Below are 20,951 nucleotides of genomic sequence, written 5' to 3'. Positions count from 1 at the left end.
CCTGAAAGATGATCAGGTTGATAGGTCAGAGGTGGAAGCGTGGCGACATGTGGAGCTGACTGATACTAATAGATCGAGGACTTAACCAACGCTTTTTAAAAAATGAAATACCTTCTTATTATCTAGTTTTGAAGGAACAACGTTCCTTATATGTTTGGTGGCGATAGCGAAGAGGTCACACCCGTTCCCATTCCGAACACGGCAGTTAAGCTCTTCAGCGCCGATGGTAGTTGGGGGTTTCCCCCTGTGAGAGTAGGACGCCGCCAAGCCATTCAAAAGATCAGCCATCAGGCTGGTCTTTTTTTGTATTGCAATATTTTCGGCTTTCAGGGAGGAGTGACGTAAATTACATCTAATCGACCTGAATCCTAACCTTGCGACCTAGAATGAAATAAATCGACCTGCGTTAAATCCTCTCAAATTACAAAAGCTGACTTATAAGTTAGGTCTTACTTGAATTGAAATAATTCGCGAGAGCAAGATACGAATATGGAGCAGAGGTTAATTTCATGAATAAGGCTATGGTAATTGAGAGGGGAAGAAGGGTAGGATATTGAAGGAGATGTATAATTTATGGGTGCAGGTGCTTTTACGGAAGACAGGGATATCCTAATCTTAGGTATTATGGAATTTCCATTATAAAGTAATCCTCTTTTTTGAAATGTAACTTGTCTTTACTTGTTCTTTTCATTATACTGGGAAGAATTTAATAATGTTAATAAAGCAAGTTGGATGCTAAAGAAGAAGACTGAAAAAATAGGATTATGGAAGGAATCGGTATTGTGGGTAAAAAGAGTAAGGAAAAGTTTGAAGTTTTCGAGGGCGAGACAATTGATGCATGTTTAGATCGAATTAAAGCGGCGGGGTACTTTCCTGTAAGGAGAACGGAAGAGCCTATCTTTGCCGAGAGAATTGAGAATGGCAAGGTCCATTATGTGCCAGTTGATCGAAAAATTGTATTCGAAGCAAAATTAATTGAGTAAAACACGAACGATTAATTAATATCATGTAAAAATATTCGATTTTAACTTGACATTAAAATGGCCGGAAGGTAAGATGAAGTTACATTAATACATCTCATATAATCATGGGGATATGGCCCAAAAGTTTCTACCTGATGACCGTAAATCATCGGACTATGAGAAAAGCATCTGACTATTTCGGAAACTAGCCAAGTCTTTTTGTTTTTTCAAAAGGACTTTCTTTTCCGGACAGGTTGCTTTCTCGATGAGGAAGCAACCTGTCCGGTTTTTTAATTTACATGTTATAGATAAAAATGATAAGCGTCCGTCTGCATACCCGGGACGCCATAATATGAGTGTTGGAGGGAAAGATGATATGAAACCGCAAGTAGGGGTTATTATGGGAAGTGTCTCGGATTGGGAAACGATGAAATACGCTTGTGAATCATTGGAACAGCTTGAGATTCCCTATGAAAAAAGAGTCGTTTCCGCCCACCGGACGCCGGATTTACTATTTGAATATGCAGAGAGTGCAAAAGATAGAGATATTAAAGTGATTATTGCCGGAGCAGGCGGGGCTGCACATCTTCCAGGTATGACAGCCGCTAAAACGATTGTCCCTGTGATAGGTGTTCCAATACAGTCGAAGGCATTAAATGGGATGGATTCGTTATTATCGATTGTTCAAATGCCTGGTGGCGTACCGGTTGCAACGGTTGCGATCGGAAAAGCGGGCGCAGTCAATGCCGGTTTGTTTGCGGCTCAAATATTAGCAGCTTTTGATTCTGACATTGCTGATAGGTTAGAGGCTTTACGAAACGAAACCAGAGAAAAGGTGTTACAGAGCAGTGAACAACTTAAATAATACAATCATTTTACCGGGACAGACCATTGGAATAATCGGCGGTGGACAATTGGGCAGGATGATGGCCTTATCGGCTAAGGCATCTGGCTTTAAGATAGCGGTCCTTGAGCCGACAGCAGAAGGTCCATGTGCTCAAGTGGCGGATATTGAAATCACTGGTGCTTATGATGATATCGAAGCATTGAAAAGGTTGGCTGAGGTCAGTGACGTCATAACATACGAGTTTGAAAATATCAGTTCAGAAGCACTGGATTGGTTAAAGCAACATGCATTTCTTCCACAGGGCTCAGAATTATTAAAGCTGACACAGGATAGACTGACTGAAAAAAAAGCCATATCTGATGCAGGAGCTTCCGTTGCTCCATATCAGGAAATACAGGATATTTCAGAAATTCACCTTCATATAGAGAAATTAGGGTACCCTAGTGTGTTAAAAACGACGCGGGGCGGTTATGATGGAAAAGGGCAGTTGGTCATTAAGGAAGAAGCCGACATCAAAAAGGCTGAATCCCTGCTCAAAACAGGTATATGTGTGCTGGAAGCCTGGATTCCTTTCGTAAAAGAAATATCCATTATCGTGACGCGTAAGGCAGATGGCGAGACAAGTCATTTTCCGATTGCGGAAAACATTCATGTTGAAAACATTCTTCATAAAAGCATTGTTCCCGCCCGTATTAGTCAACAAGCTGAACGGAAAGCTATTAATGAAGCTTTGCAGCTTGCAGAGAAACTTGATTTGGTGGGGACATTGGCGGTCGAGATGTTTTTAACCGATCAGGATGATATCATCATTAATGAATTAGCGCCAAGACCTCATAACTCAGGCCATTATACAATGGAAGCATGTGAGACTTCACAGTTCGAACAGCATATAAGGGCTGTCTGCAATTGGCCGCTCGGCAATACGGAGTTATTGAAGCCTGTGGTAATGATAAACATCCTTGGTGAGCATATCGAGCCCTTAATGGATGAAATTCCGACGCTTTCAGATTGGAAGGTTCACCTTTACGGTAAGAAAGAAGCCAAGCTTAAGCGGAAAATGGGTCATGTGAATATTTTACGTCCAACGATCAAGGAAGCTCTTTTGGAAAGTGATCGAAGCAAAATATGGAATCAACAGGTTGAAACGGAGGAAGTAAAATGATTGAACGTTATACCCGCCCAGAGATGGGAAACATTTGGACAGAAAAGAACCGCTTTAATGCGTGGTTGGAAGTTGAAATCTTAGCTTGTGAAGCATGGTCTGAGCTAGGTGTCATTCCAAAAGAAGATGTGAAGCTTCTTCGTGAAAATGCTACATTCGATGTAGACCGTATCAATGAAATCGAAAAAGATACACGCCACGATGTTGTTGCTTTTACACGTGCGGTTTCTGAAACATTGGGAGAAGAACGGAAATGGGTCCATTACGGACTGACTTCCACTGATGTGGTGGATACAGCTCTTTCATATGTGATAAAGCAAGCGAATGAGATACTTGCCAAGGATTTAAATAACTTCGTGGAGATCCTGAAAAATAAAGCGAAAGAACATAAATACACGGTTCAAATGGGACGTACACATGGAGTTCATGCTGAACCGACCACTTTTGGGTTGAAACTGGCTCTTTGGTATCAAGAAATGAAGCGAAATGTAGAACGTTTTGAAGAAGCTAGAAAGAACATTGAGGTTGGGAAAATCTCTGGAGCTGTCGGAACTTACGCAAACATCGACCCGTTCGTTGAAAAATTCGTTTGTGAAAAGCTTGGCCTTGAAGCAGCACCAATTTCAACACAAACATTGCAACGCGATCGTCACGCACATTATATGAGCACATTGGCTTTAATTGCGACATCAATTGAAAAATTCGCAGTTGAAATTCGCGCCTTGCAAAAAAGTGAAACACGCGAAGTGGAAGAATTCTTTGCAAAAGGACAAAAAGGATCTTCGGCAATGCCTCATAAACGGAATCCAATCGGTTCTGAAAATATGACGGGTATGGCTCGTGTAATCCGCGGTTACATGATGACAGCATATGAGAATGTGCCATTATGGCATGAACGTGACATTTCGCATTCTTCTGCTGAGCGCATCATCTTGCCGGATGCAACGATCGCATTAAACTACATGCTGAACCGTTTCAGCAACATAGTGAAGAACTTGACCGTTTATCCAGAAAATATGAAACGTAATATGGACCGTACGCTTGGATTGATTTTCTCACAACGTGTACTGCTTTCCCTTATCGATAAAGGACTTGTCCGTGAAGAAGCTTATGATACGGTTCAGCCGAAAGCGATGGAAGCATGGGAGCTTCAGGTTCCATTCAGAAGCCTGATCGAAAAGGATGATAAAATCACAAGCTTGCTTACGAAAGAAGAACTTGATGATTGTTTCGATCCTACACATCACCTGAAAAATGTTGATGTAATCTTTGATCGTTTAGGTTTATAAAAGTGAAGGCGGCAAACATGGCACCTCTAAACGGTGATATGTTTGCCAAGCCTGATCAATGGCAGGAAGATTCATAATATTCACAATGTGGGGGTCTGGACAGATGGAAAAACGAGAATTGTTGTATGAAGGAAAAGCGAAACAGATTTTTGCAACGGACAACAGTGAAATAGTTTGGGTGGAATACAAGGATTCGGCAACAGCGTTTAATGGTGAGAAGAAGTCAGAGATTGCCGGAAAAGGTAAGTTGAATAATCAAATTACTAGCTTACTATTTTCAAAGCTTGCCCAAGAGAATATCCCATCCCATTTTATTGAAATGCTTTCCGACCGGGAGCAGATAGTCAAGAGGGTATCCATCATTCCACTTGAAGTCGTTGTCAGAAATACGGCTGCCGGCAGTTTTTCTAAAAGAACTGGCATTGAAGAAGGCCAGCCGCTCAAGAAAACGCTGATTGAGTTTTACTATAAAGATGACGAACTCGGCGATCCTCTGTTAACGGAAGACCATATTGAAGAATTGGAACTTGCAAGCAAGGAAGATGTAGCGATTTTAAAAGAAAAGGCAGAAGAAATCAGTATCGTCTTAACTTCCTTCTTTAAAGAGTTAGACATTAAATTGATTGATTTTAAATTAGAGTTTGGTAAAACCCCGAATGGAGACATTCTGCTGGCAGATGAAATTTCACCTGATACCTGCCGATTATGGGATATTAAAACGAACGAAAAGTTAGACAAAGATGTATTCCGCCGTGATTTAGGAAGTTTAACAGATGCTTACGAAAAAATACTAGCAAAGTTGGAGGGCACTCAACATGTATAAGGTTAAAGTATATATCACACTACGCGAAAGTGTACTAGATCCACAGGGAGCAGCAGTGCAACAATCACTTCATAGTTTGACTTATAACGAAGTCAGTGATGTTCGAGTGGGGAAATACATTGAACTTACAATTAAGGATACGGATCGTGATTTAGATCAACTTGTAAAGGAAATGTGTGAAAAACTATTGGCCAATACGGTAATTGAAGCTTACCGCTATGATGTTGAGGAGGTTATCACCCAATGAAATTTGCTGTCATAGTTTTCCCTGGTTCCAATTGTGATGTCGATATGTACCATGCGATAAAGGATGCACTGGGGGAAGAAGTGGAGTATGTTTGGCACTCTACAGACAATCTAGATCAGTATGATGGGATTCTTCTTCCTGGAGGTTTCTCTTATGGAGATTATTTACGCTCTGGAGCAATTGCAAGATTTTCGAATGTAATGGCAGAAGTCGTAAAAGCGGCACAAGCAGGAAAGCCTGTATTGGGTGTCTGCAATGGTTTTCAGATTTTACTTGAAGCAGGACTTTTACCTGGTGCGATGCGCCGTAATGAAGGCTTGAAATTCATTTGCCGCAATGTAGGACTGAAGGTTGAAAATAACCAATCGATGTTCACGACAGGATATGATTTAAATGAAACGATTACGATCCCTGTTGCACATGGTGAAGGGAATTACTACTGCGATGATGAGACATTGGCTGAATTAAAACAAAATAACCGCATCTTGTTCACGTATGATGGTGAAAATCCAAACGGAAGCTTGGAGCAAATAGCGGGAATTACAAATGAACAAGGAAATGTCCTCGGAATGATGCCTCATCCCGAACGTGCTGTTGATTCGCTGCTTGGCAGTAAAGACGGCTTAAAGATTTTTCAATCCATCGTAAAAAACTGGAGGGAATCACATGTTATTACAGCTTGAACCAAGTCCGGAAAAAATTAAATCGGATCGATTGTACGCAACAATGGGACTATCCGATGATGAATTTGCAATGGTGGAGAAAATCTTAGGCAGACTGCCGAATTATACGGAAACTGGATTGTTTTCGGTTATGTGGTCAGAGCATTGTTCCTACAAAAATTCAAAACCCATCTTAAGGAAATTCCCGATTACAGGGGAGAAAGTGCTACAAGGTCCTGGTGAAGGAGCAGGTATCGTTGATATCGGTGACGATCAGGCTGTCGTTTTTAAAATTGAAAGTCATAACCACCCTTCGGCAATAGAGCCTTATCAAGGTGCTGCTACCGGTGTCGGCGGAATTATCCGTGATGTTTTCTCCATGGGAGCCCGTCCGATTGCGATGTTGAACTCGCTTCGCTTCGGTGAGCTAGACAATGATCGTGTGAAATATTTATTTAAAGAAGTGGTTGCAGGGATTGCAGGATACGGGAATTGTATCGGAATTCCAACTGTCGGCGGAGAAATTCAATTTGATCCATCGTATGAAGGAAATCCTCTTGTCAATGCAATGTGTGTCGGTTTGATCGATCATAAGGACATTAAAAAAGGCCAAGCGCATGGAGTGGGCAACACAGTGATGTATGTGGGTGCCAAAACTGGACGTGATGGTATTCATGGAGCAACATTTGCATCTGAAGAGCTATCAGAGTCTTCGGAAGAGAAACGGCCTGCCGTACAAGTAGGCGATCCATTCATGGAGAAGCTGCTTTTGGAAGCATGCCTTGAATTGATTCAAAATGATGCCCTTGTTGGCATTCAGGATATGGGAGCAGCAGGTCTTACAAGCTCATCTGCCGAGATGGCGAGCAAAGCTGGCTCAGGAATAAAAATGAACCTGGATTTGGTACCGCAGCGTGAAACGGGAATGACAGCATATGAAATGATGCTATCTGAATCACAAGAGCGGATGCTGATCGTTGTCACTAAAGGACGCGAACAGGAAATCGTCGACTTGTTTACGAAATATGACCTAGAAGCGGTTGCTGTTGGAGTAGTGACGGATGATAAAAACCTAACCCTTTCCCATCAAGGTGAAATCGTTGCTGAGGTTCCGGTTGATGCATTGGCTGAAGAAGCTCCTATTTATCACAAGCCATCTGCAGAGCCGCAATATTTCCGTGACTTCCAAAGCATGACGGCAGAAGTGCCAGTCATTGAAGATTATAAAGAAACATTGGTATCACTATTGAAGCAACCGACAATTTCGAGTAAGGAATGGGTCTACGACCAGTATGATTACATGGTCCGCACGAATACAGTCGTCTCACCTGGATCGGATGCAGCGGTAGTGCGTGTACGTGGTACGAATAAAGCCCTTGCCATGACGACGGATTGTAACTCCCGCTTTATTTATTTAGATCCTGAAACAGGCGGCAAAATCGCTGTGGCTGAAGCAGCCCGTAACATCATTTGCTCGGGTGCGGAACCTTTAGCGATTACGGATTGCTTGAACTTTGGGAATCCAGAAAAACCAGAAATATTCTGGCAACTGGAAAAAGCGGCAGACGGTATGAGTGAAGCTTGCAGAAGCTTAAGTACTCCTGTAATCGGCGGAAATGTTTCCCTTTATAATGAAACGAATGGTGAAGCGATTTATCCGACGCCTGTAGTTGGAATGGTTGGTCTAGTCAATGACCTTAAGCACATCACAACACAAACATTTAAAAATGAATCCGATTTGATTTACGTGGTCGGTGAAGCGAAAGTTGAATTCGGAGGCAGTGAATTACAGAAAATGCTCGAGGGTAAAATCTTTGGACGCGCTCCAGAACTTGATTTGGACCTTGAACAAAAACGTCAGCAGCAAATTCTGACGGCAATTCAAAAAGGACTTGTTGCATCAGCCCATGACCTTTCGGAAGGCGGTTTGGCAGTGGCTTTAGCTGAATCTTTATTCGGGGCTAGCAAACTAGGGGCAGAAGTGAATATATCCGGGGAACCTGTATCTGAATTATTCAGTGAAACGCAATCACGATTCTTACTGACCATCAATCCTGATAATCAAGCGTCATTTGAAGCTCTTGTTGAAGATGCGATTTGCATAGGCTCAGTAACGGCTGATAATAAATTAGTCGTAGCAACAAGTGATAGCAAAGTGTTGGAAGCGGACGTTGAAGATTTACAAACAGCTTGGAAGGGAGCCATACCATGCTTGCTGAAATAAGAAGCCTAAACGAAGAGTGTGGTGTTGTTGGAGTCTGGGGACATCCCGATGCAGCGCAGCTTGCTTACTACGGTTTGCATAGCTTGCAGCATCGTGGTCAAGAGGGAGCGGGCATCGTCGTGACGGATGGTGAGCAGATGTCCATCTCTAAGGGCGAAGGACTTGTCACAGAGATATTCACTGCGGAAAAAATGCAGGCACTTTCCGGTAGCGGTAAAGCGGCAATAGGCCATGTCCGTTATACAACGGCAGGCGGCGGCGGGTATCAAAATGTTCAGCCTTTCCTGTTCAATTCTCATACAGGGGGGCTGGCCCTTGCTCATAATGGGAATATCGTCAATGCCCATCAATTAAAAGCACAGCTTGAAGGACAAGGAAGCATTTTTCAAACGACCTCTGATACGGAAGTTCTGGCACATCTGATTAAACGCTCCGGCTACTCGGATGTAAGAGATTCTGTGAAGAACAGTTTAAGCATGCTGAAGGGAGCCTATGCCTTTGTCATCATGACCGAAAACCAAATGATCATGGCAAGAGATCCGCATGGCTTCCGTCCACTTTCCTTGGGGAAAATAGGCGATGCATATTTCGCTGCATCTGAAACATGTGCACTTGATATTGTAGGTGCAGAATTCATCCGCGATATTGAGCCGGGAGAACTGGTTGTCATTAATGATGAGGGAATCACATCCGAATACTTTTCGCTTTCCAGCCAACAGGCAATGTGCACGATGGAGTACGTGTATTTTTCCCGTCCGGATAGCAACATTGATGGTATCAATGTTCATACGGCACGTAAAAACCTTGGTAAGCAAATGGCACTCGAAACCAAAATTGAAGCAGACGTAGTTACAGGTGTACCTGATTCCAGCATCTCGGCAGCGATTGGCTATGCTGAAGCTGCAGGCATTCCTTATGAAATGGGTTTAATAAAGAATCGTTATGTTGGACGGACTTTCATTCAGCCATCACAAAGTCTGCGTGAACAAGGCGTAAAGATGAAACTATCACCTGTAAGAGGGGTAGTGGAAGGCAAGCGGGTCATAATGGTTGATGATTCAATCGTCCGTGGGACAACGAGCAGAAGGATTGTCCGCATGTTAAAAGATGCCGGAGCGAAAGAAGTGCATGTAGTAATCAGCTCACCACCGATCAAGAATCCATGTTTTTATGGCATAGACACGTCTAAAAAGGAAGAACTGATTGCAAGCTCAAAATCGGTGGAGGAAATAAGGGAAATCATTGAAGCTGATTCCTTAACTTTTTTAAGTGTCGAAGGTATGGTCGAAGCGATTGGACGACCGTTTCCTGGAGAAACGCGCGGTTCATGCCTAGCTTGTTTCACCGGAAATTATCCGACTGAAATTTTTGAATACGAACGAGAAAAAACAAAATGTTAATCAAGTCGGCAATGATGATTGATTTTCGGAGGAGGATTTCAAATGGCTAATGCATATAAACAGGCTGGTGTGGATATTGAGGCTGGTTATGAAGCGGTAAATCGAATGAAGAAACATGTAAAGCGCACATTTCGTCCAGAAGTAATGAATGGTCTGGGCGGTTTCGGCGGCATGTTTGACTTATCTTCCTTGAACCTTAAAGAACCTGTGCTCATTTCTGGTACGGATGGAGTGGGTACAAAACTTTTGTTGGCGTTCATGATGGATAAACACGATACAATTGGAGTGGATTGTGTAGCTATGTGCGTCAATGATGTTGTCGTTCAAGGTGCTGCACCTTTATACTTTTTAGATTATATTGCCTGCGGTAAAGCAGATCCTGAACGAATTGAAATGATCGTCAAAGGAATTGCAGATGGCTGTGAGCAGGCGGGCTGTGCTTTAATCGGCGGAGAAACGGCTGAAATGCCGGGCATGTATGAGACGGAAGAATACGATGTGGCAGGTTTTACTGTAGGTGCCGTTGAAAAATCACGTCTGATTACTGGTGAAGCGATCTCGGCTGGTGATGTCGTTATTGGACTCGCTTCAAGCGGCATACACAGTAATGGGTATTCCCTTGTTCGTAAGATCCTTCTTGAAGACTCAGGTATGGGGCTTCATGACTTCGTACCGGAACTGGATTGCAAGTTGGGAGAGGAATTATTAAAACCGACGAAAATCTATGTGAAGTCCGTTTTATCGACGTTGGAAAAATTTGAGGTTAATGGTCTTGCCCATATCACCGGTGGAGGATTCATCGAGAATATTCCGCGTATCCTTCCTGAAGGATGCGGTGTTGAAATCGAGCTTGGAAGCTGGGAAATTCCAACTATATTTTCATTCCTTGAAGAAAAAGGAAACCTTGTAAAAGAGGAAATGTTCAATATCTTCAATATGGGTATTGGGATGACGGCTGTCGTCAAAAAAGAAGTGGCATCGGATGTGCTAGCCCACCTAAAGTCTTGCGGTGAAGAAGCCTCAATTATTGGAACGATCGTGGATGGAAATGGAGTGTCGTTCAAATAATGAAACGCCTTGCTGTCTTTGCATCAGGTAACGGTAGTAATTTTCAATCAATTGCTGAAGCAATAAAAAGTGGAAAGTTGGAGGCGGAAATCTGTCTTGTCGTTTGCGATCGTGAAGACGCATATGTGCTTGAGAGAGCAAAGCTTGAGAATATTGACTCTTTCTCCTTTTCAGCAAAGAATTACTCCAACAAGACTGAATATGAATCGGAAATCCTGGAAAAACTTCGCCAGTATGAGATAGAGTTCATCATTCTTGCTGGTTATATGCGTTTGATCGGTCCGACATTATTACAAAAGTATTCACAGAGGATTGTGAACATCCACCCTTCACTTCTGCCAAGTTTTCCAGGCAAGGATGCAATTGGCCAGGCTTTTGATGCCGGAGTGAAGGAAACGGGGGTAACCGTTCATTATGTTGATGATGGAATGGATACAGGACCGGTCATTGCCCAAAAAACAGTGCCAATTCTTGAAGGGGATACGAAAGACATCCTTCAGAAAAGGATTCAGGAAATGGAGCATGATTTGTATCCATCAGTTTTGCAGGAGCTATGCCACAAGAAACTTACTTAATGGAGGGACCAACATAACATGAAGAAACGCGCATTAATTAGTGTATCGGATAAAACAGGTATCGTAGAATTTGCTCAAGGTTTAATTGAAGCAGGTTTTGAAATCATTTCTACAGGCGGTACCAAAAAAACGCTTCAGGAAAATGGTATTGAGGTTATTGGAATCAGTGACGTCACCGGTTTCCCGGAAATTTTGGATGGACGTGTTAAAACGCTTCACCCGAATGTCCATGGAGCAGTGTTGGCAAAACATGATGACAAAGGTCACGCAGCACAGCTTGCTGAGCATAACATTGAACCCATTCAACTTGTCTGCGTAAACCTATATCCATTCCAAGCGACTATTTCCAAACCGGAAGTCACTGTGGAAGATGCTATTGAAAACATCGATATCGGTGGACCGACAATGCTTCGTTCTTCTGCTAAAAACCACGAATATGTGACTGTTATCGTTGATTCCAATGATTATCCTACCGTATTGGCTGAGCTGAAACAAAACGGCGGGGTAGCAAAAACCACGAATCGCCGCCTGGCTGCAAAAGTCTTCCGTCATACGGCAGCATATGATGCAGTTATTTCAGAGTATATGACAGAGCTTGCCGATGAAGAAAATCCTGAATCATTGACTGTTACCTATGAATTGAAACAGTCGCTTCGTTATGGGGAAAATCCACATCAAAAAGCCGCATTCTATAAAAAACCGCTTGGTTCCGTTTTCTCAATTGCAGAAGCGAAGCAATTACATGGAAAAGAACTATCATACAACAACATCAATGATGCTGATGCAGCACTTCAAATCGTTAAAGAATTCAATGAGCCTGCTGCAGTTGCAGTCAAACATATGAATCCTTGCGGCGTCGGTGTCGGTGCGACCATTTTGGAAGCATATGAAAAAGCTTATGAGGCAGATGCCACCTCCATTTTCGGTGGGATCATCGCTTTGAACCGTGAAGTCGATAAAGCGACTGCGGAAAAGCTTCATGAAATTTTCCTTGAAATCATCATTGCCCCTGGGTTTACACAAGAGGCAGTGGAAGTATTGACAAGCAAGAAAAACCTACGTTTATTAACGATCGATTTTGACGCGGTTAAAAAGCCTGAACGTAAATTGACATCCATTGAAGGCGGATTACTTATTCAAGATCGGGACGCACATAGCTTAAAGGATGCAGAGGTAAAAGTGGCAACGAAACGTGAGCCTACACCTGAAGAGTGGAAAGCCATGGAACTTGGCTGGAAAATCGTGAAACATGTCAAGTCGAATGCAATAGTGGTTTGTAACGATCAAATGACATTAGGTGTTGGCGCAGGTCAAATGAACCGTGTGGGAGCTGCAAAAATTGCTCTGGAACAAGCTGGGGAAAGAGCGACAGGAAGTGCATTGGCATCAGATGCATTCTTCCCAATGGATGATACTGTAGAAGCGGCAGCAAAAGCGGGCGTCACGGCAATCATTCAGCCTGGTGGATCTGTTAAAGATGAGGATTCGATCAAGAAAGCTGATGAATATGGGATTACAATGGTGTTTACAGGAATTCGTCACTTTAAACATTAATCAAAAACGAGGTGCGATAATGAATGTACTAGTAATTGGCCGGGGCGGCAGGGAGCATGCCATAGCCCGCAAACTATTTGAAAGTAAACGGGTTGGGACTGTTTTTGCAGCACCGGGAAATCCAGGGATGACCGATGTAGCGACTCTTGTTCCAATTGATGAAAACAATCACGGGGAATTGGTTGCCTTTGCCAAAAATAATGCAGTTGCATTAACGGTGATCGGGCCCGAAACACCATTGTTGAATGGACTTGCCGATGATTTTGCGGAGGCAGGATTACAGGTATTTGGCCCTAATGGCCGTGCTGCTGTCATCGAGGGAAGTAAATCCTTTGCTAAAGATTTAATGAAGAACTATAGCATTCCGACAGCGGAATATGAAACATTCTCTGATTATGATTCAGCAAAGGCGTATATCGAAAAAATGGGTGCACCCATCGTCATAAAAGCGGATGGTTTGGCTGCTGGAAAAGGTGTCGTAGTTGCTATGACGATGGAAGAGGCGTTAGACGCCATCCATGATATGCTAGTCGGGGCAAAGTTCGGGGAAGCATCTGCCAAAGTCGTTATTGAGGAATTCCTTGATGGCGAAGAATTTTCATTGATGGCATTCGTAAATGGGGAAAAAGTGTATCCGATGGTCATTGCTCAGGATCATAAGCGGGTTTTCGATGGAGATCAGGGTCCGAACACAGGTGGAATGGGTGCATACTCACCGGTGCCGCAAATTTCCGATGAAATGATCCAGACTGCAGTCGAAACGATTCTTAAGCCCACGGTAAATGCGATGATTTCTGAGAATCGGAGTTTTACAGGAATATTATATGCCGGGTTGATCGCTACTCAAAAAGGCACAAAAGTCATTGAGTTCAATGCCCGTTTTGGCGATCCGGAAACGCAAGTCGTTTTACCGCGCCTAAAAACAGACTTCGTGGATACGCTTGAAGCGGTTCTTTCTGGAGAGGATTTACAACTTGAATGGCATGAAGAAGCCGTGCTTGGAGTGGTCGTCGCAGCTGATGGATATCCAGGGGAATATAAAAAGGGATCTATCATTAAAGGCTTGGAAAAGATTGATCCGAAAGCCCATGTTTATCATGCTGGAACGGCTCTCAATAATGAAGGGAACTTCATCTCGAATGGCGGACGTGTACTTCTGGTTGCTGCAAAAGGGAAAGATTTGGCCTCTGCGCAAGCTGAAGTATATAAAGAGTTAGGGCATATTGAGAAAGACGGTTTATTTTGGCGAACGGATATTGGCTACCGAGCAATAAAATACAATTTTTCATCATAATATAAAGAAGCTGACTCTAAGCGGAGTCAGCTTCTTCTTTAGAAAAAACTTAATATGAATCAGATTGATTGGATTCACTTTCATATTTTGGCTCACTTTTCATCAAGTTCTGTCCGTTTTCCATCGCATCTACGACAGGACAATAGCGGAGTATGCCTTCGCCTATTTTCATGGCAGAAAGCATCACCACGATTATGTAAGATTGGTTTTTCCATGGTTTTTTCACCATTTTAGCCATGGCCCATGTTAAAAATGTAAAACCACAGGTAATTCGAATTAATGCATTTATTATACTGATATTTTGTTTAAACTTCATTTAAAGTCCATCCCTTCACAAAAATTTAACAATATTCTGGATAACATTACTGTTCTAATGGGGCAAGTATGTTACTATGAAATAAAATTGGATTGAAAATGGTTTTTTTCATACATCTGTTTCTAATAACTTATGGGGGAATGTTTTATGCTTGAACAGCGCTATAGATGGAAAAATAAACATCTAAGAGAACAAATAGATGTGCTGGATGGCAATAGGGCACCACACATTCTGCTTAAAAATACGACTTATTTAAATCAGGCTTTACGAAAATGGGTGAAGGCGAATATATGGATATATGATGATCGCATCATATATGTTGGCGATAAGCTTCCTGATAATATAGACCGCTGTGAAATGGTAGACTGTACAAACCAGTACTTGGTCCCGGGTTATATTGAGCCGCATTCACACCCTTCTCAATTATATAATCCCCTTTCTTTTTCACGTTATGCATCTCATTTTGGCACAACGACATTGATCAATGATAACTTGCCGTTTCTATTGCAGTTAGATAAAAAGAAAGCGTTTTCTCTTTTGAAAGAATTACGTAACATTCCTGTAACAATGTATTGGTGGAGCCGTTTTGACGGACAAACGGAATTGATCGATGAAGATATGGTCTTTTCCCATGGGGCCGTTAAATCATGGCTGGAGCATGATGCCGTATTACAGGGCGGGGAACTGACTGGATGGCCGAAGCTTCTCGATGGGGATGACATGATGCTGCACTGGATTCAGGAAGCCAAGCGAATGAGGAAGAAAATAGAAGGACACTTTCCAGGTGCTTCAGAGAAGACTTTAGCAAAAATGACCTTGTTCGGAGCCGATTGTGATCATGAGGCAATGACAGGTGATGAGGTAATGTCGCGCTTGCTGCAGGGCTATTATGTATCGTTAAGACATTCTTCGATCCGTCCGGATTTACCAAAGCTGATACGGGAAATCCATGAACTGGGCATCGATCATTATGACAAATTCTTTTATACGACAGATGGATCGCCGCCGTCCTTTTATGAAGGTGGTTTCATAGACTGCTTGATCAAAATAGCGATAGAGCATGGCGTTCCGGTCATCGATGCATACAATATGGCAACTATCAACATCGCACGTTATTATAATATCGAATACCTTCATGGCAATATTGCCACTGGAAGGGTAGCGAACATCAACTTCCTGACCGATGTAAAGGAACCCGCACCGGTTTCGGTAATGGCAAAAGGGAAATGGGTTAAAAGGGATGGTGAAATCATTCCGGATAAACAGGAAATCGAATGGAGTGATTTCGATTTTAAACCGCTCGATCTTGATTGGGATCTTAGTTTAAAGGAAGATTTTGAATTTTCCATGCCGTTTGGAATTGAATTGGTCAATAATGTAATTACAAAACCGTACTCGCTTGCCAATGATGTTGGCCATGAAGAACTGAACTTTGAGGATGATGAATGCTTTTTCATGCTTATCGATCGGGAAGGGAAATGGCGCATCAATACGATATTAAAAGGGTTTGCGGACAAATTATGCGGCTTCGCCGGCTCTTACACAAATACAGGTGACATCATACTGATCGGTAAAAGGAAAAAGGATATGCATTTGGCATTTAACCGGCTGAAGGAAATCGGCGGTGGAATCATTTTAACGGAACAAGGCAAGGTGATTCATGAACTTCCTCTGAAATTAAAGGGGGTCATGTCCACCAAGGAGGTTCCAGAACTGATAGAAGAAGAAAATGAATTGAAACATTTACTGCGTGAGAGAGGTTATCGCTTCGCCGATCCTGTTTACACCCTTTCGTTCTTTTCGACAACCCATCTCCCATATATAAGGCTAACCCAGCGAGGAGTATATGATGTAATGAATAAAACTATACTCTTTCCTACTATAATGCGTTAAAATATAAGAGAAGAAATGGCTAATAAATCAGAGGAGTGGAAAGATGAACCTAAAGAGAGTTCTTTTCATCGTTATTGCTATTTTACTGCTGGCAGGATGTTCTACGAAAGAAGATTCTGCATCGGATGACAATAAGCCGAAAGACCAAGCTGTCATCAAAAATACAGATGTGAAAAATGAACCTTCCAATGAGTTTCCACTAACAGGTATAGCCACCGATGAAGACAGTGAGCGCAGGGCTGCAGCAGTGATGATTAATAACCATCCGGAAGCACGCCCACAATCGGGCCTCTCAGAAGCGGATATCGTCTTTGAAATGCTCGCAGAAGGTGATATAACCAGATTTTTAGCCATCTTCCAAAGTGAAATGCCAAGCCAAATCGGTCCGATCCGGAGTGCAAGGGACTATTATATCGAATTGGCAAAAGGCCTTGATTGCATCTATGTCTGTCATGGAAACAGCCCCGAGGCAAAAACCATGCTGGACAAAGGGTATATTGATAACTTGAACGGATTATATTATGATGGTACTTTGTTTCAACGTTCGGCAGATCGAAAAGCACCGCATAATTCCTACACTTCCTTTGAGGATATCCAAAAAGGCGCGAAGGAAAAGGGATATGAGTTGAATGGTGCACCGGAGCATTATGCTTTCCTTACAAAGGAAGAGGCAGCTGGACTTCAAGGGGAACCGGCATTGAAAACCGAGGTTTCCTACGGATCAGACGAGTATGATGTACAGTATGAATACGAAGCCACGGAAGAGAAATATAAACGTTATTCGAACGGAGAGCAAACAGTCGAGCATAAATCGAATAAACCTATTTTACTGGATAATATATTGATCATTGAGGCTGCTCATCAAGTGATCGACGATAAAGGGCGTCGTAAAATCGACTTGAAAAGTGGCGGAAATGGTTATTTACTTCAAAAAGGAAAAGCGAATGAAGTAGAATGGGTTAATAAGGATGGTCGGATTATACCAGTGAAAAACGATAAAGAAGTAGGGTTGATTCCAGGGAAAACCTGGATCAATATTATTCCGGATGAACCTGGTTTAGTTGGAGACGTCTCATTTTGATACCCATGAAATTGAGGGGGAGTAACATGCAAATTGATAAGTTAAGAGGAAAAGAAACGGATCAGCTGTTTAAGTCGATCCTTTCCTTGCGTGATTTGGACGAATGCTATCGATTTTTTGATGATTTATGCACAGTTAATGAAATTTCATCACTGGCACAGCGTCTTGAAGTAGCCCGCATGCTTGAAGAAGGTAAAACCTATCATAAAATCGAAACGGAAACGGGTGCAAGCACGGCTACGATTTCCAGGGTCAAACGCTGCTTGAATTACGGAAATGATGCTTATTCCATGGCACTTAACCGTATTAAGGATAACGTTGAGGAAACAACTGAATCCTAATTCTTTCGATCAAAATAAAAAGCCGGGGAATTCATTTCCCGGCTTTTTATTTTGAGTTCAGGGCTCTCTTTGCCGGCTGTCTTTCAACCATATCCGTGTTATATTGGATTTTAGATTCAGAGGTTCCATTTGGTAATAACATTTTATCGATACTTCTCTTTTTTAATGAAAAATCTTAATGCTATAATGGTGTAATGGGAAGTGTGAATGGAGGATTATAATGTACGATTTTCGCGAGTGGAAACATGTTTTCAAACTCGATCCAAATAAAGAAATAAGTGATGAGGCCCTAGAGAAAGTCTGTGAATCCGGTACTGATGCAATCATGGTCGGGGGAACGGATGGAATCACGCTAGAGAATGTGCTTCATTTAATGGCACGTGTCAGACGATATACCGTCCCATGTGTGATGGAAATTTCTTCTGTTGAAACCGTGACCCCGGGGTTTGATTTATATTTCATTCCGAGTGTCCTGAATAGCACCAACCCGGATTGGATGATGAAACTGCATCAGCAAGCAGTCAAGGAATATGGATACCTTTTGAATTGGGATGAAATTTTCGTTGAAGGGTACTGTATCCTGAATCCTGAGTGCAAGGCGGCCCAGTTGACGAAAGCCAATACCGATTTGGATATGGATGATGTGGGTGCATACGCGATGATGGCAGAAAAGATGTTCAACCTGCCGATTTTTTATTTGGAATACAGCGGTGATTATGGCGATGTCCAGATGGTGGAAGCTGCCAAAGAGAGTTTGGAGGATACCGTACTATTCTATGGCGGTGGGATAAAATCAGTTGAACAGGCCAAAGAGATGTCCAAGATTGCGGATGTCATCGTTGTCGGCAATGTGATTTATGAAGATTTGAAAGTGGCACTTGCAACAGTTTCGGCAGTTAAATGAAAACATGTAATAAATATAGTATACTAAAACAGAAACGAATGTTCGTATAGGTGGTGTGATAATGCAATATTTAGCGGAAAAATTACTAATAGGTTTGAATGAACAGCAACAAAAAGCAGTGAAAGCAACTGATGGCCCACTTTTAATCATGGCTGGGGCAGGAAGTGGAAAGACGCGTGTGCTGACTCACCGAATAGCTTACTTGATGGTCGAGAAGGAAATAGCGCCTTGGAACATCCTTGCAATCACGTTCACCAACAAAGCGGCACGTGAGATGAAGGAGAGGATCCGAGCCATACTTGGCGGTGCGTCCGAAGATATCTGGATTTCGACTTTCCACTCGATGTGTGTCCGTATTTTACGAAGAGATATCGACCGTATCGGATTTAATAGGAACTTCTCGATATTGGATACAACGGATCAGCAATCGGTCATAAAACAAATCATGAAAGACCGTAATATGGATACAAAGAAATATGATTATCGTGCCATTTTGGGTAGCATCAGTTCAGCGAAAAATGAATTGGTCGGGCCGGAAGAGTACCTGAAGACGGCGTCTGATTACTTCACTAAAGTAACTGCCGATGTATATACGGAATACCAAAAACGGCTGCGTAAAAATTCAGCGCTCGATTTCGATGATTTGATCATGATGACGATTCAATTGTTCCAGCTCGTACCTGAGGTGCTTGAATATTATCAGCGTAAATTTCAATACATTCATGTTGATGAGTATCAAGATACGAACAGGGCTCAATACATGCTTGTTAAACTGCTGGCTTCACGCTTCCGTAATCTCTGTGTTGTCGGGGATTCCGATCAATCGATCTATCGCTGGCGCGGTGCGGATATCGCGAATATCCTTTCATTTGAAAAGGATTATCCGAATGCCAACATGATTTTCCTTGAACAGAATTACCGCTCAACGAAAAAGATTCTTGCAGCGGCGAATAAGGTCATCGATAACAATCAAAACCGGAAGCCGAAAAATCTTTGGACAGAGAATGCAGATGGCAATAAGATATTCTATTACCGTGCAGACAATGAACAAGGGGAAGCGCAATTCGTAGCCGGAAAGATAAATGAGTTAGTCCAGGATGGCAGCCGGAAATATTCAGATATAGCAATACTTTACAGAACAAATGCACAATCACGTGTCATGGAGGAAGTTCTGCTTAAATCCAATATAAATTATGCAATAGTCGGGGGCACCAAGTTCTATGACCGTAAAGAGATTAAGGATTTACTTGCCTATCTTCGCCTTATTGCGAATCCTGATGATGACATCAGTCTTCGCCGTGTAATCAATGTACCAAAACGCGGAATTGGTGCAACTTCAATGGATAAAGTGGCAGATTATGCAGATCAATATGATGTTTCCATTTATAAAGCACTGGAATCTGTGGAAATGGTAGGGATAAGCGGGAAGGCTACCAAAGCGGCAAGGGAATTCCATACGCTGATCACTAATTATACAAATCAGCAGGAATACTTATCCGTAACGGAACTTGTGGAGGAAGTCATTAAGAAAACCGGTTACCGTGAGATGCTGCAGGCAGAAAAAACGATTGAATCACAAAGCCGCCTTGAAAATATAGATGAGTTTTTATCTGTTACGAAAGCATTCGAAGATAACAGCGAAGACAAATCATTGGTGGGCTTTTTGACTGACCTTGCGTTGGTTGCAGATATAGACCAACTTGACGAGAATACTGAAGAAGCTACAAATACGGTAACGTTGATGACGCTGCATTCAGCGAAGGGACTTGAATATCCGGTGGTCTTTCTATTGGGCCTTGAAGAAGGGGTATTCCCTCACAGCCGATCGCTTATGGATGAAGAGGAGATGGAAGAAGAACGCCGTCTGGCTTATGTGGGAATTACAAGGGCTGAAAATGAACTATTCATAAGCAATGCCCAAATGCGGACATTGTATGGACGGACGAGCATGAATCCCGTTTCCCGTTTCATTAGTGAAATACCAGAGGAACTTCTTGAAGATCTAAAACCGAAACCGGCTCCTAGAGCTAGGCAAACACCTTTCAGTTCTTCGAGAACCGGATCTCCTTCAACTGCTTCAACAAGAAAAGTGCCTGCCTTCGGAAGAGCTGTTTCTGCGCCATCCGCAACGGGCGGCGAAGAGATCGGCTGGGCTGTCGGTGACCGTGCCTCCCATAAAAAATGGGGAATAGGAACCGTGGTGAGAGTAAAAGGAGAAGGCGAAGGGAAGGAATTGGATATAGCCTTTCCAAGTCCAATCGGAATCAAGCGGCTATTGGCGAAATTTGCACCAGTTGAAAAGGCTTAAG

19 protein-coding genes, 2 rRNA genes and 1 riboswitch are annotated in these 20,951 nt (G+C 42.6%); of the genes, 20 read left to right on the top strand and 1 reads right to left on the bottom strand.

The window, feature by feature from the left end:
• From ACIROD_RS23310 to purD, 15 genes are all read left to right on the top strand, one after another.
• Window positions 1–89 (top strand): 23S ribosomal RNA (locus ACIROD_RS23310); the annotation flags it as partial.
• A gap of 64 nt (window positions 90–153) precedes the next feature.
• Window positions 154–269, top strand: a 5S ribosomal RNA gene (gene rrf / locus ACIROD_RS23305).
• A gap of 513 nt (window positions 270–782) precedes the next feature.
• A complete protein-coding gene (locus tag ACIROD_RS23300; RefSeq protein WP_402944759.1) occupies window positions 783–983 on the top strand; it encodes an NETI motif-containing protein in 201 nt (66 codons plus the stop codon).
• A gap of 74 nt (window positions 984–1,057) precedes the next feature.
• Window positions 1,058–1,159, top strand: a riboswitch (purine riboswitch).
• A 179-nt stretch (window positions 1,160–1,338) separates the two neighbouring features.
• Complete coding sequence (purE, locus tag ACIROD_RS23295; RefSeq protein ID WP_076372819.1) at window positions 1,339–1,827, top strand: 5-(carboxyamino)imidazole ribonucleotide mutase; 489 nt, start codon at window positions 1,339–1,341, stop codon at window positions 1,825–1,827.
• Window positions 1,811–2,971 (top strand): 5-(carboxyamino)imidazole ribonucleotide synthase, encoded by a 1,161-nt coding sequence (gene purK / locus ACIROD_RS23290; protein WP_402944756.1) that lies wholly within the window; start codon window positions 1,811–1,813, stop codon window positions 2,969–2,971. The genes purE and purK overlap by 17 nt, the downstream gene beginning before the upstream one ends.
• On the top strand, window positions 2,968–4,260 hold the full coding sequence (gene purB / locus ACIROD_RS23285; protein WP_402944753.1) for an adenylosuccinate lyase: 1,293 nt from the start codon (window positions 2,968–2,970) through the stop codon (window positions 4,258–4,260). Before purK ends, purB begins: the two co-directional genes overlap by 4 nt.
• 103 nt (window positions 4,261–4,363) lie before the next feature.
• Complete coding sequence (gene purC / locus ACIROD_RS23280) at window positions 4,364–5,083, top strand: phosphoribosylaminoimidazolesuccinocarboxamide synthase (protein ID WP_402944750.1); 720 nt, start codon at window positions 4,364–4,366, stop codon at window positions 5,081–5,083.
• The gene (gene purS, locus ACIROD_RS23275) at window positions 5,076–5,330 is read left to right on the top strand and encodes a phosphoribosylformylglycinamidine synthase subunit PurS (RefSeq protein WP_034306118.1); all 255 of its coding nucleotides are present in this window, start codon (window positions 5,076–5,078) and stop codon (window positions 5,328–5,330) included. The genes purC and purS overlap by 8 nt, the downstream gene beginning before the upstream one ends.
• Window positions 5,327–6,013 (top strand): phosphoribosylformylglycinamidine synthase subunit PurQ, encoded by a 687-nt coding sequence (purQ, locus tag ACIROD_RS23270; RefSeq protein WP_402944747.1) that lies wholly within the window; start codon window positions 5,327–5,329, stop codon window positions 6,011–6,013. The genes purS and purQ overlap by 4 nt, the downstream gene beginning before the upstream one ends.
• Window positions 5,997–8,216, top strand: a complete 2,220-nt coding sequence (gene purL / locus ACIROD_RS23265; protein WP_402944744.1) for a phosphoribosylformylglycinamidine synthase subunit PurL — start codon at window positions 5,997–5,999, stop codon at window positions 8,214–8,216. Before purQ ends, purL begins: the two co-directional genes overlap by 17 nt.
• Window positions 8,201–9,616 (top strand): amidophosphoribosyltransferase, encoded by a 1,416-nt coding sequence (gene purF / locus ACIROD_RS23260; protein ID WP_134784427.1) that lies wholly within the window; start codon window positions 8,201–8,203, stop codon window positions 9,614–9,616. Before purL ends, purF begins: the two co-directional genes overlap by 16 nt.
• A gap of 42 nt (window positions 9,617–9,658) precedes the next feature.
• A complete protein-coding gene (gene purM / locus ACIROD_RS23255; RefSeq protein ID WP_034306111.1) occupies window positions 9,659–10,684 on the top strand; it encodes a phosphoribosylformylglycinamidine cyclo-ligase in 1,026 nt (341 codons plus the stop codon).
• Entirely contained in the window at window positions 10,684–11,259 is a 576-nt protein-coding gene (gene purN / locus ACIROD_RS23250; RefSeq protein WP_101225021.1) for a phosphoribosylglycinamide formyltransferase, read from the top strand. The genes purM and purN overlap by 1 nt, the downstream gene beginning before the upstream one ends.
• Before the next feature lie 18 nt (window positions 11,260–11,277).
• Window positions 11,278–12,813 carry a bifunctional phosphoribosylaminoimidazolecarboxamide formyltransferase/IMP cyclohydrolase gene (purH, locus tag ACIROD_RS23245; RefSeq protein ID WP_230177955.1) on the top strand — a complete coding sequence of 512 codons (1,536 nt, stop codon included), beginning with the start codon at window positions 11,278–11,280 and terminating at the stop codon, window positions 12,811–12,813.
• Between the two features lie 19 nt (window positions 12,814–12,832).
• Entirely contained in the window at window positions 12,833–14,107 is a 1,275-nt protein-coding gene (gene purD, locus ACIROD_RS23240; protein WP_101225049.1) for a phosphoribosylamine--glycine ligase, read from the top strand.
• 49 nt (window positions 14,108–14,156) lie between these two features.
• On the opposite strand, the gene ACIROD_RS23235 is transcribed toward purD, so the two are convergent.
• Entirely contained in the window at window positions 14,157–14,423 is a 267-nt protein-coding gene (locus ACIROD_RS23235; RefSeq protein WP_402944736.1) for a YgaP-like transmembrane domain, read from the bottom strand.
• Window positions 14,424–14,570: 147 nt separating this feature from the next.
• Here ACIROD_RS23235 and ACIROD_RS23230 point away from each other — a divergent pair, with 147 nt between their 5' ends.
• From ACIROD_RS23230 to pcrA, 5 genes are all read left to right on the top strand, one after another.
• Window positions 14,571–16,316, top strand: a complete 1,746-nt coding sequence (locus ACIROD_RS23230; RefSeq protein WP_402944733.1) for an adenine deaminase C-terminal domain-containing protein — start codon at window positions 14,571–14,573, stop codon at window positions 16,314–16,316.
• Window positions 16,317–16,359: 43 nt separating this feature from the next.
• On the top strand, window positions 16,360–17,397 hold the full coding sequence (locus ACIROD_RS23225; RefSeq protein ID WP_101225017.1) for a DUF3048 domain-containing protein: 1,038 nt from the start codon (window positions 16,360–16,362) through the stop codon (window positions 17,395–17,397).
• 26 nt (window positions 17,398–17,423) lie between these two features.
• Window positions 17,424–17,738: a YerC/YecD family TrpR-related protein gene (locus ACIROD_RS23220; protein WP_034306094.1), complete on the top strand. Its 315-nt coding sequence runs from the start codon at window positions 17,424–17,426 to the stop codon at window positions 17,736–17,738.
• A 220-nt stretch (window positions 17,739–17,958) separates the two neighbouring features.
• A complete protein-coding gene (gene pcrB, locus ACIROD_RS23215; protein WP_063235730.1) occupies window positions 17,959–18,642 on the top strand; it encodes a heptaprenylglyceryl phosphate synthase in 684 nt (227 codons plus the stop codon).
• Window positions 18,643–18,703: 61 nt separating this feature from the next.
• Window positions 18,704–20,950, top strand: coding sequence for a DNA helicase PcrA (gene pcrA, locus ACIROD_RS23210; protein ID WP_402944728.1), 2,247 nt, complete (start codon window positions 18,704–18,706; stop codon window positions 20,948–20,950).
• The last annotated feature ends 1 nt before the right edge of the window (window position 20,951 follow it).

The organism is Peribacillus sp. NPDC101481, assembly GCF_044767165.1.
Lineage (GTDB): Bacteria > Bacillota > Bacilli > Bacillales > DSM-1321 > Peribacillus.
The sequence above is the reverse complement of the archived record's forward strand: the minus strand, read 5'-3'. Positions and strand labels throughout refer to the sequence as shown.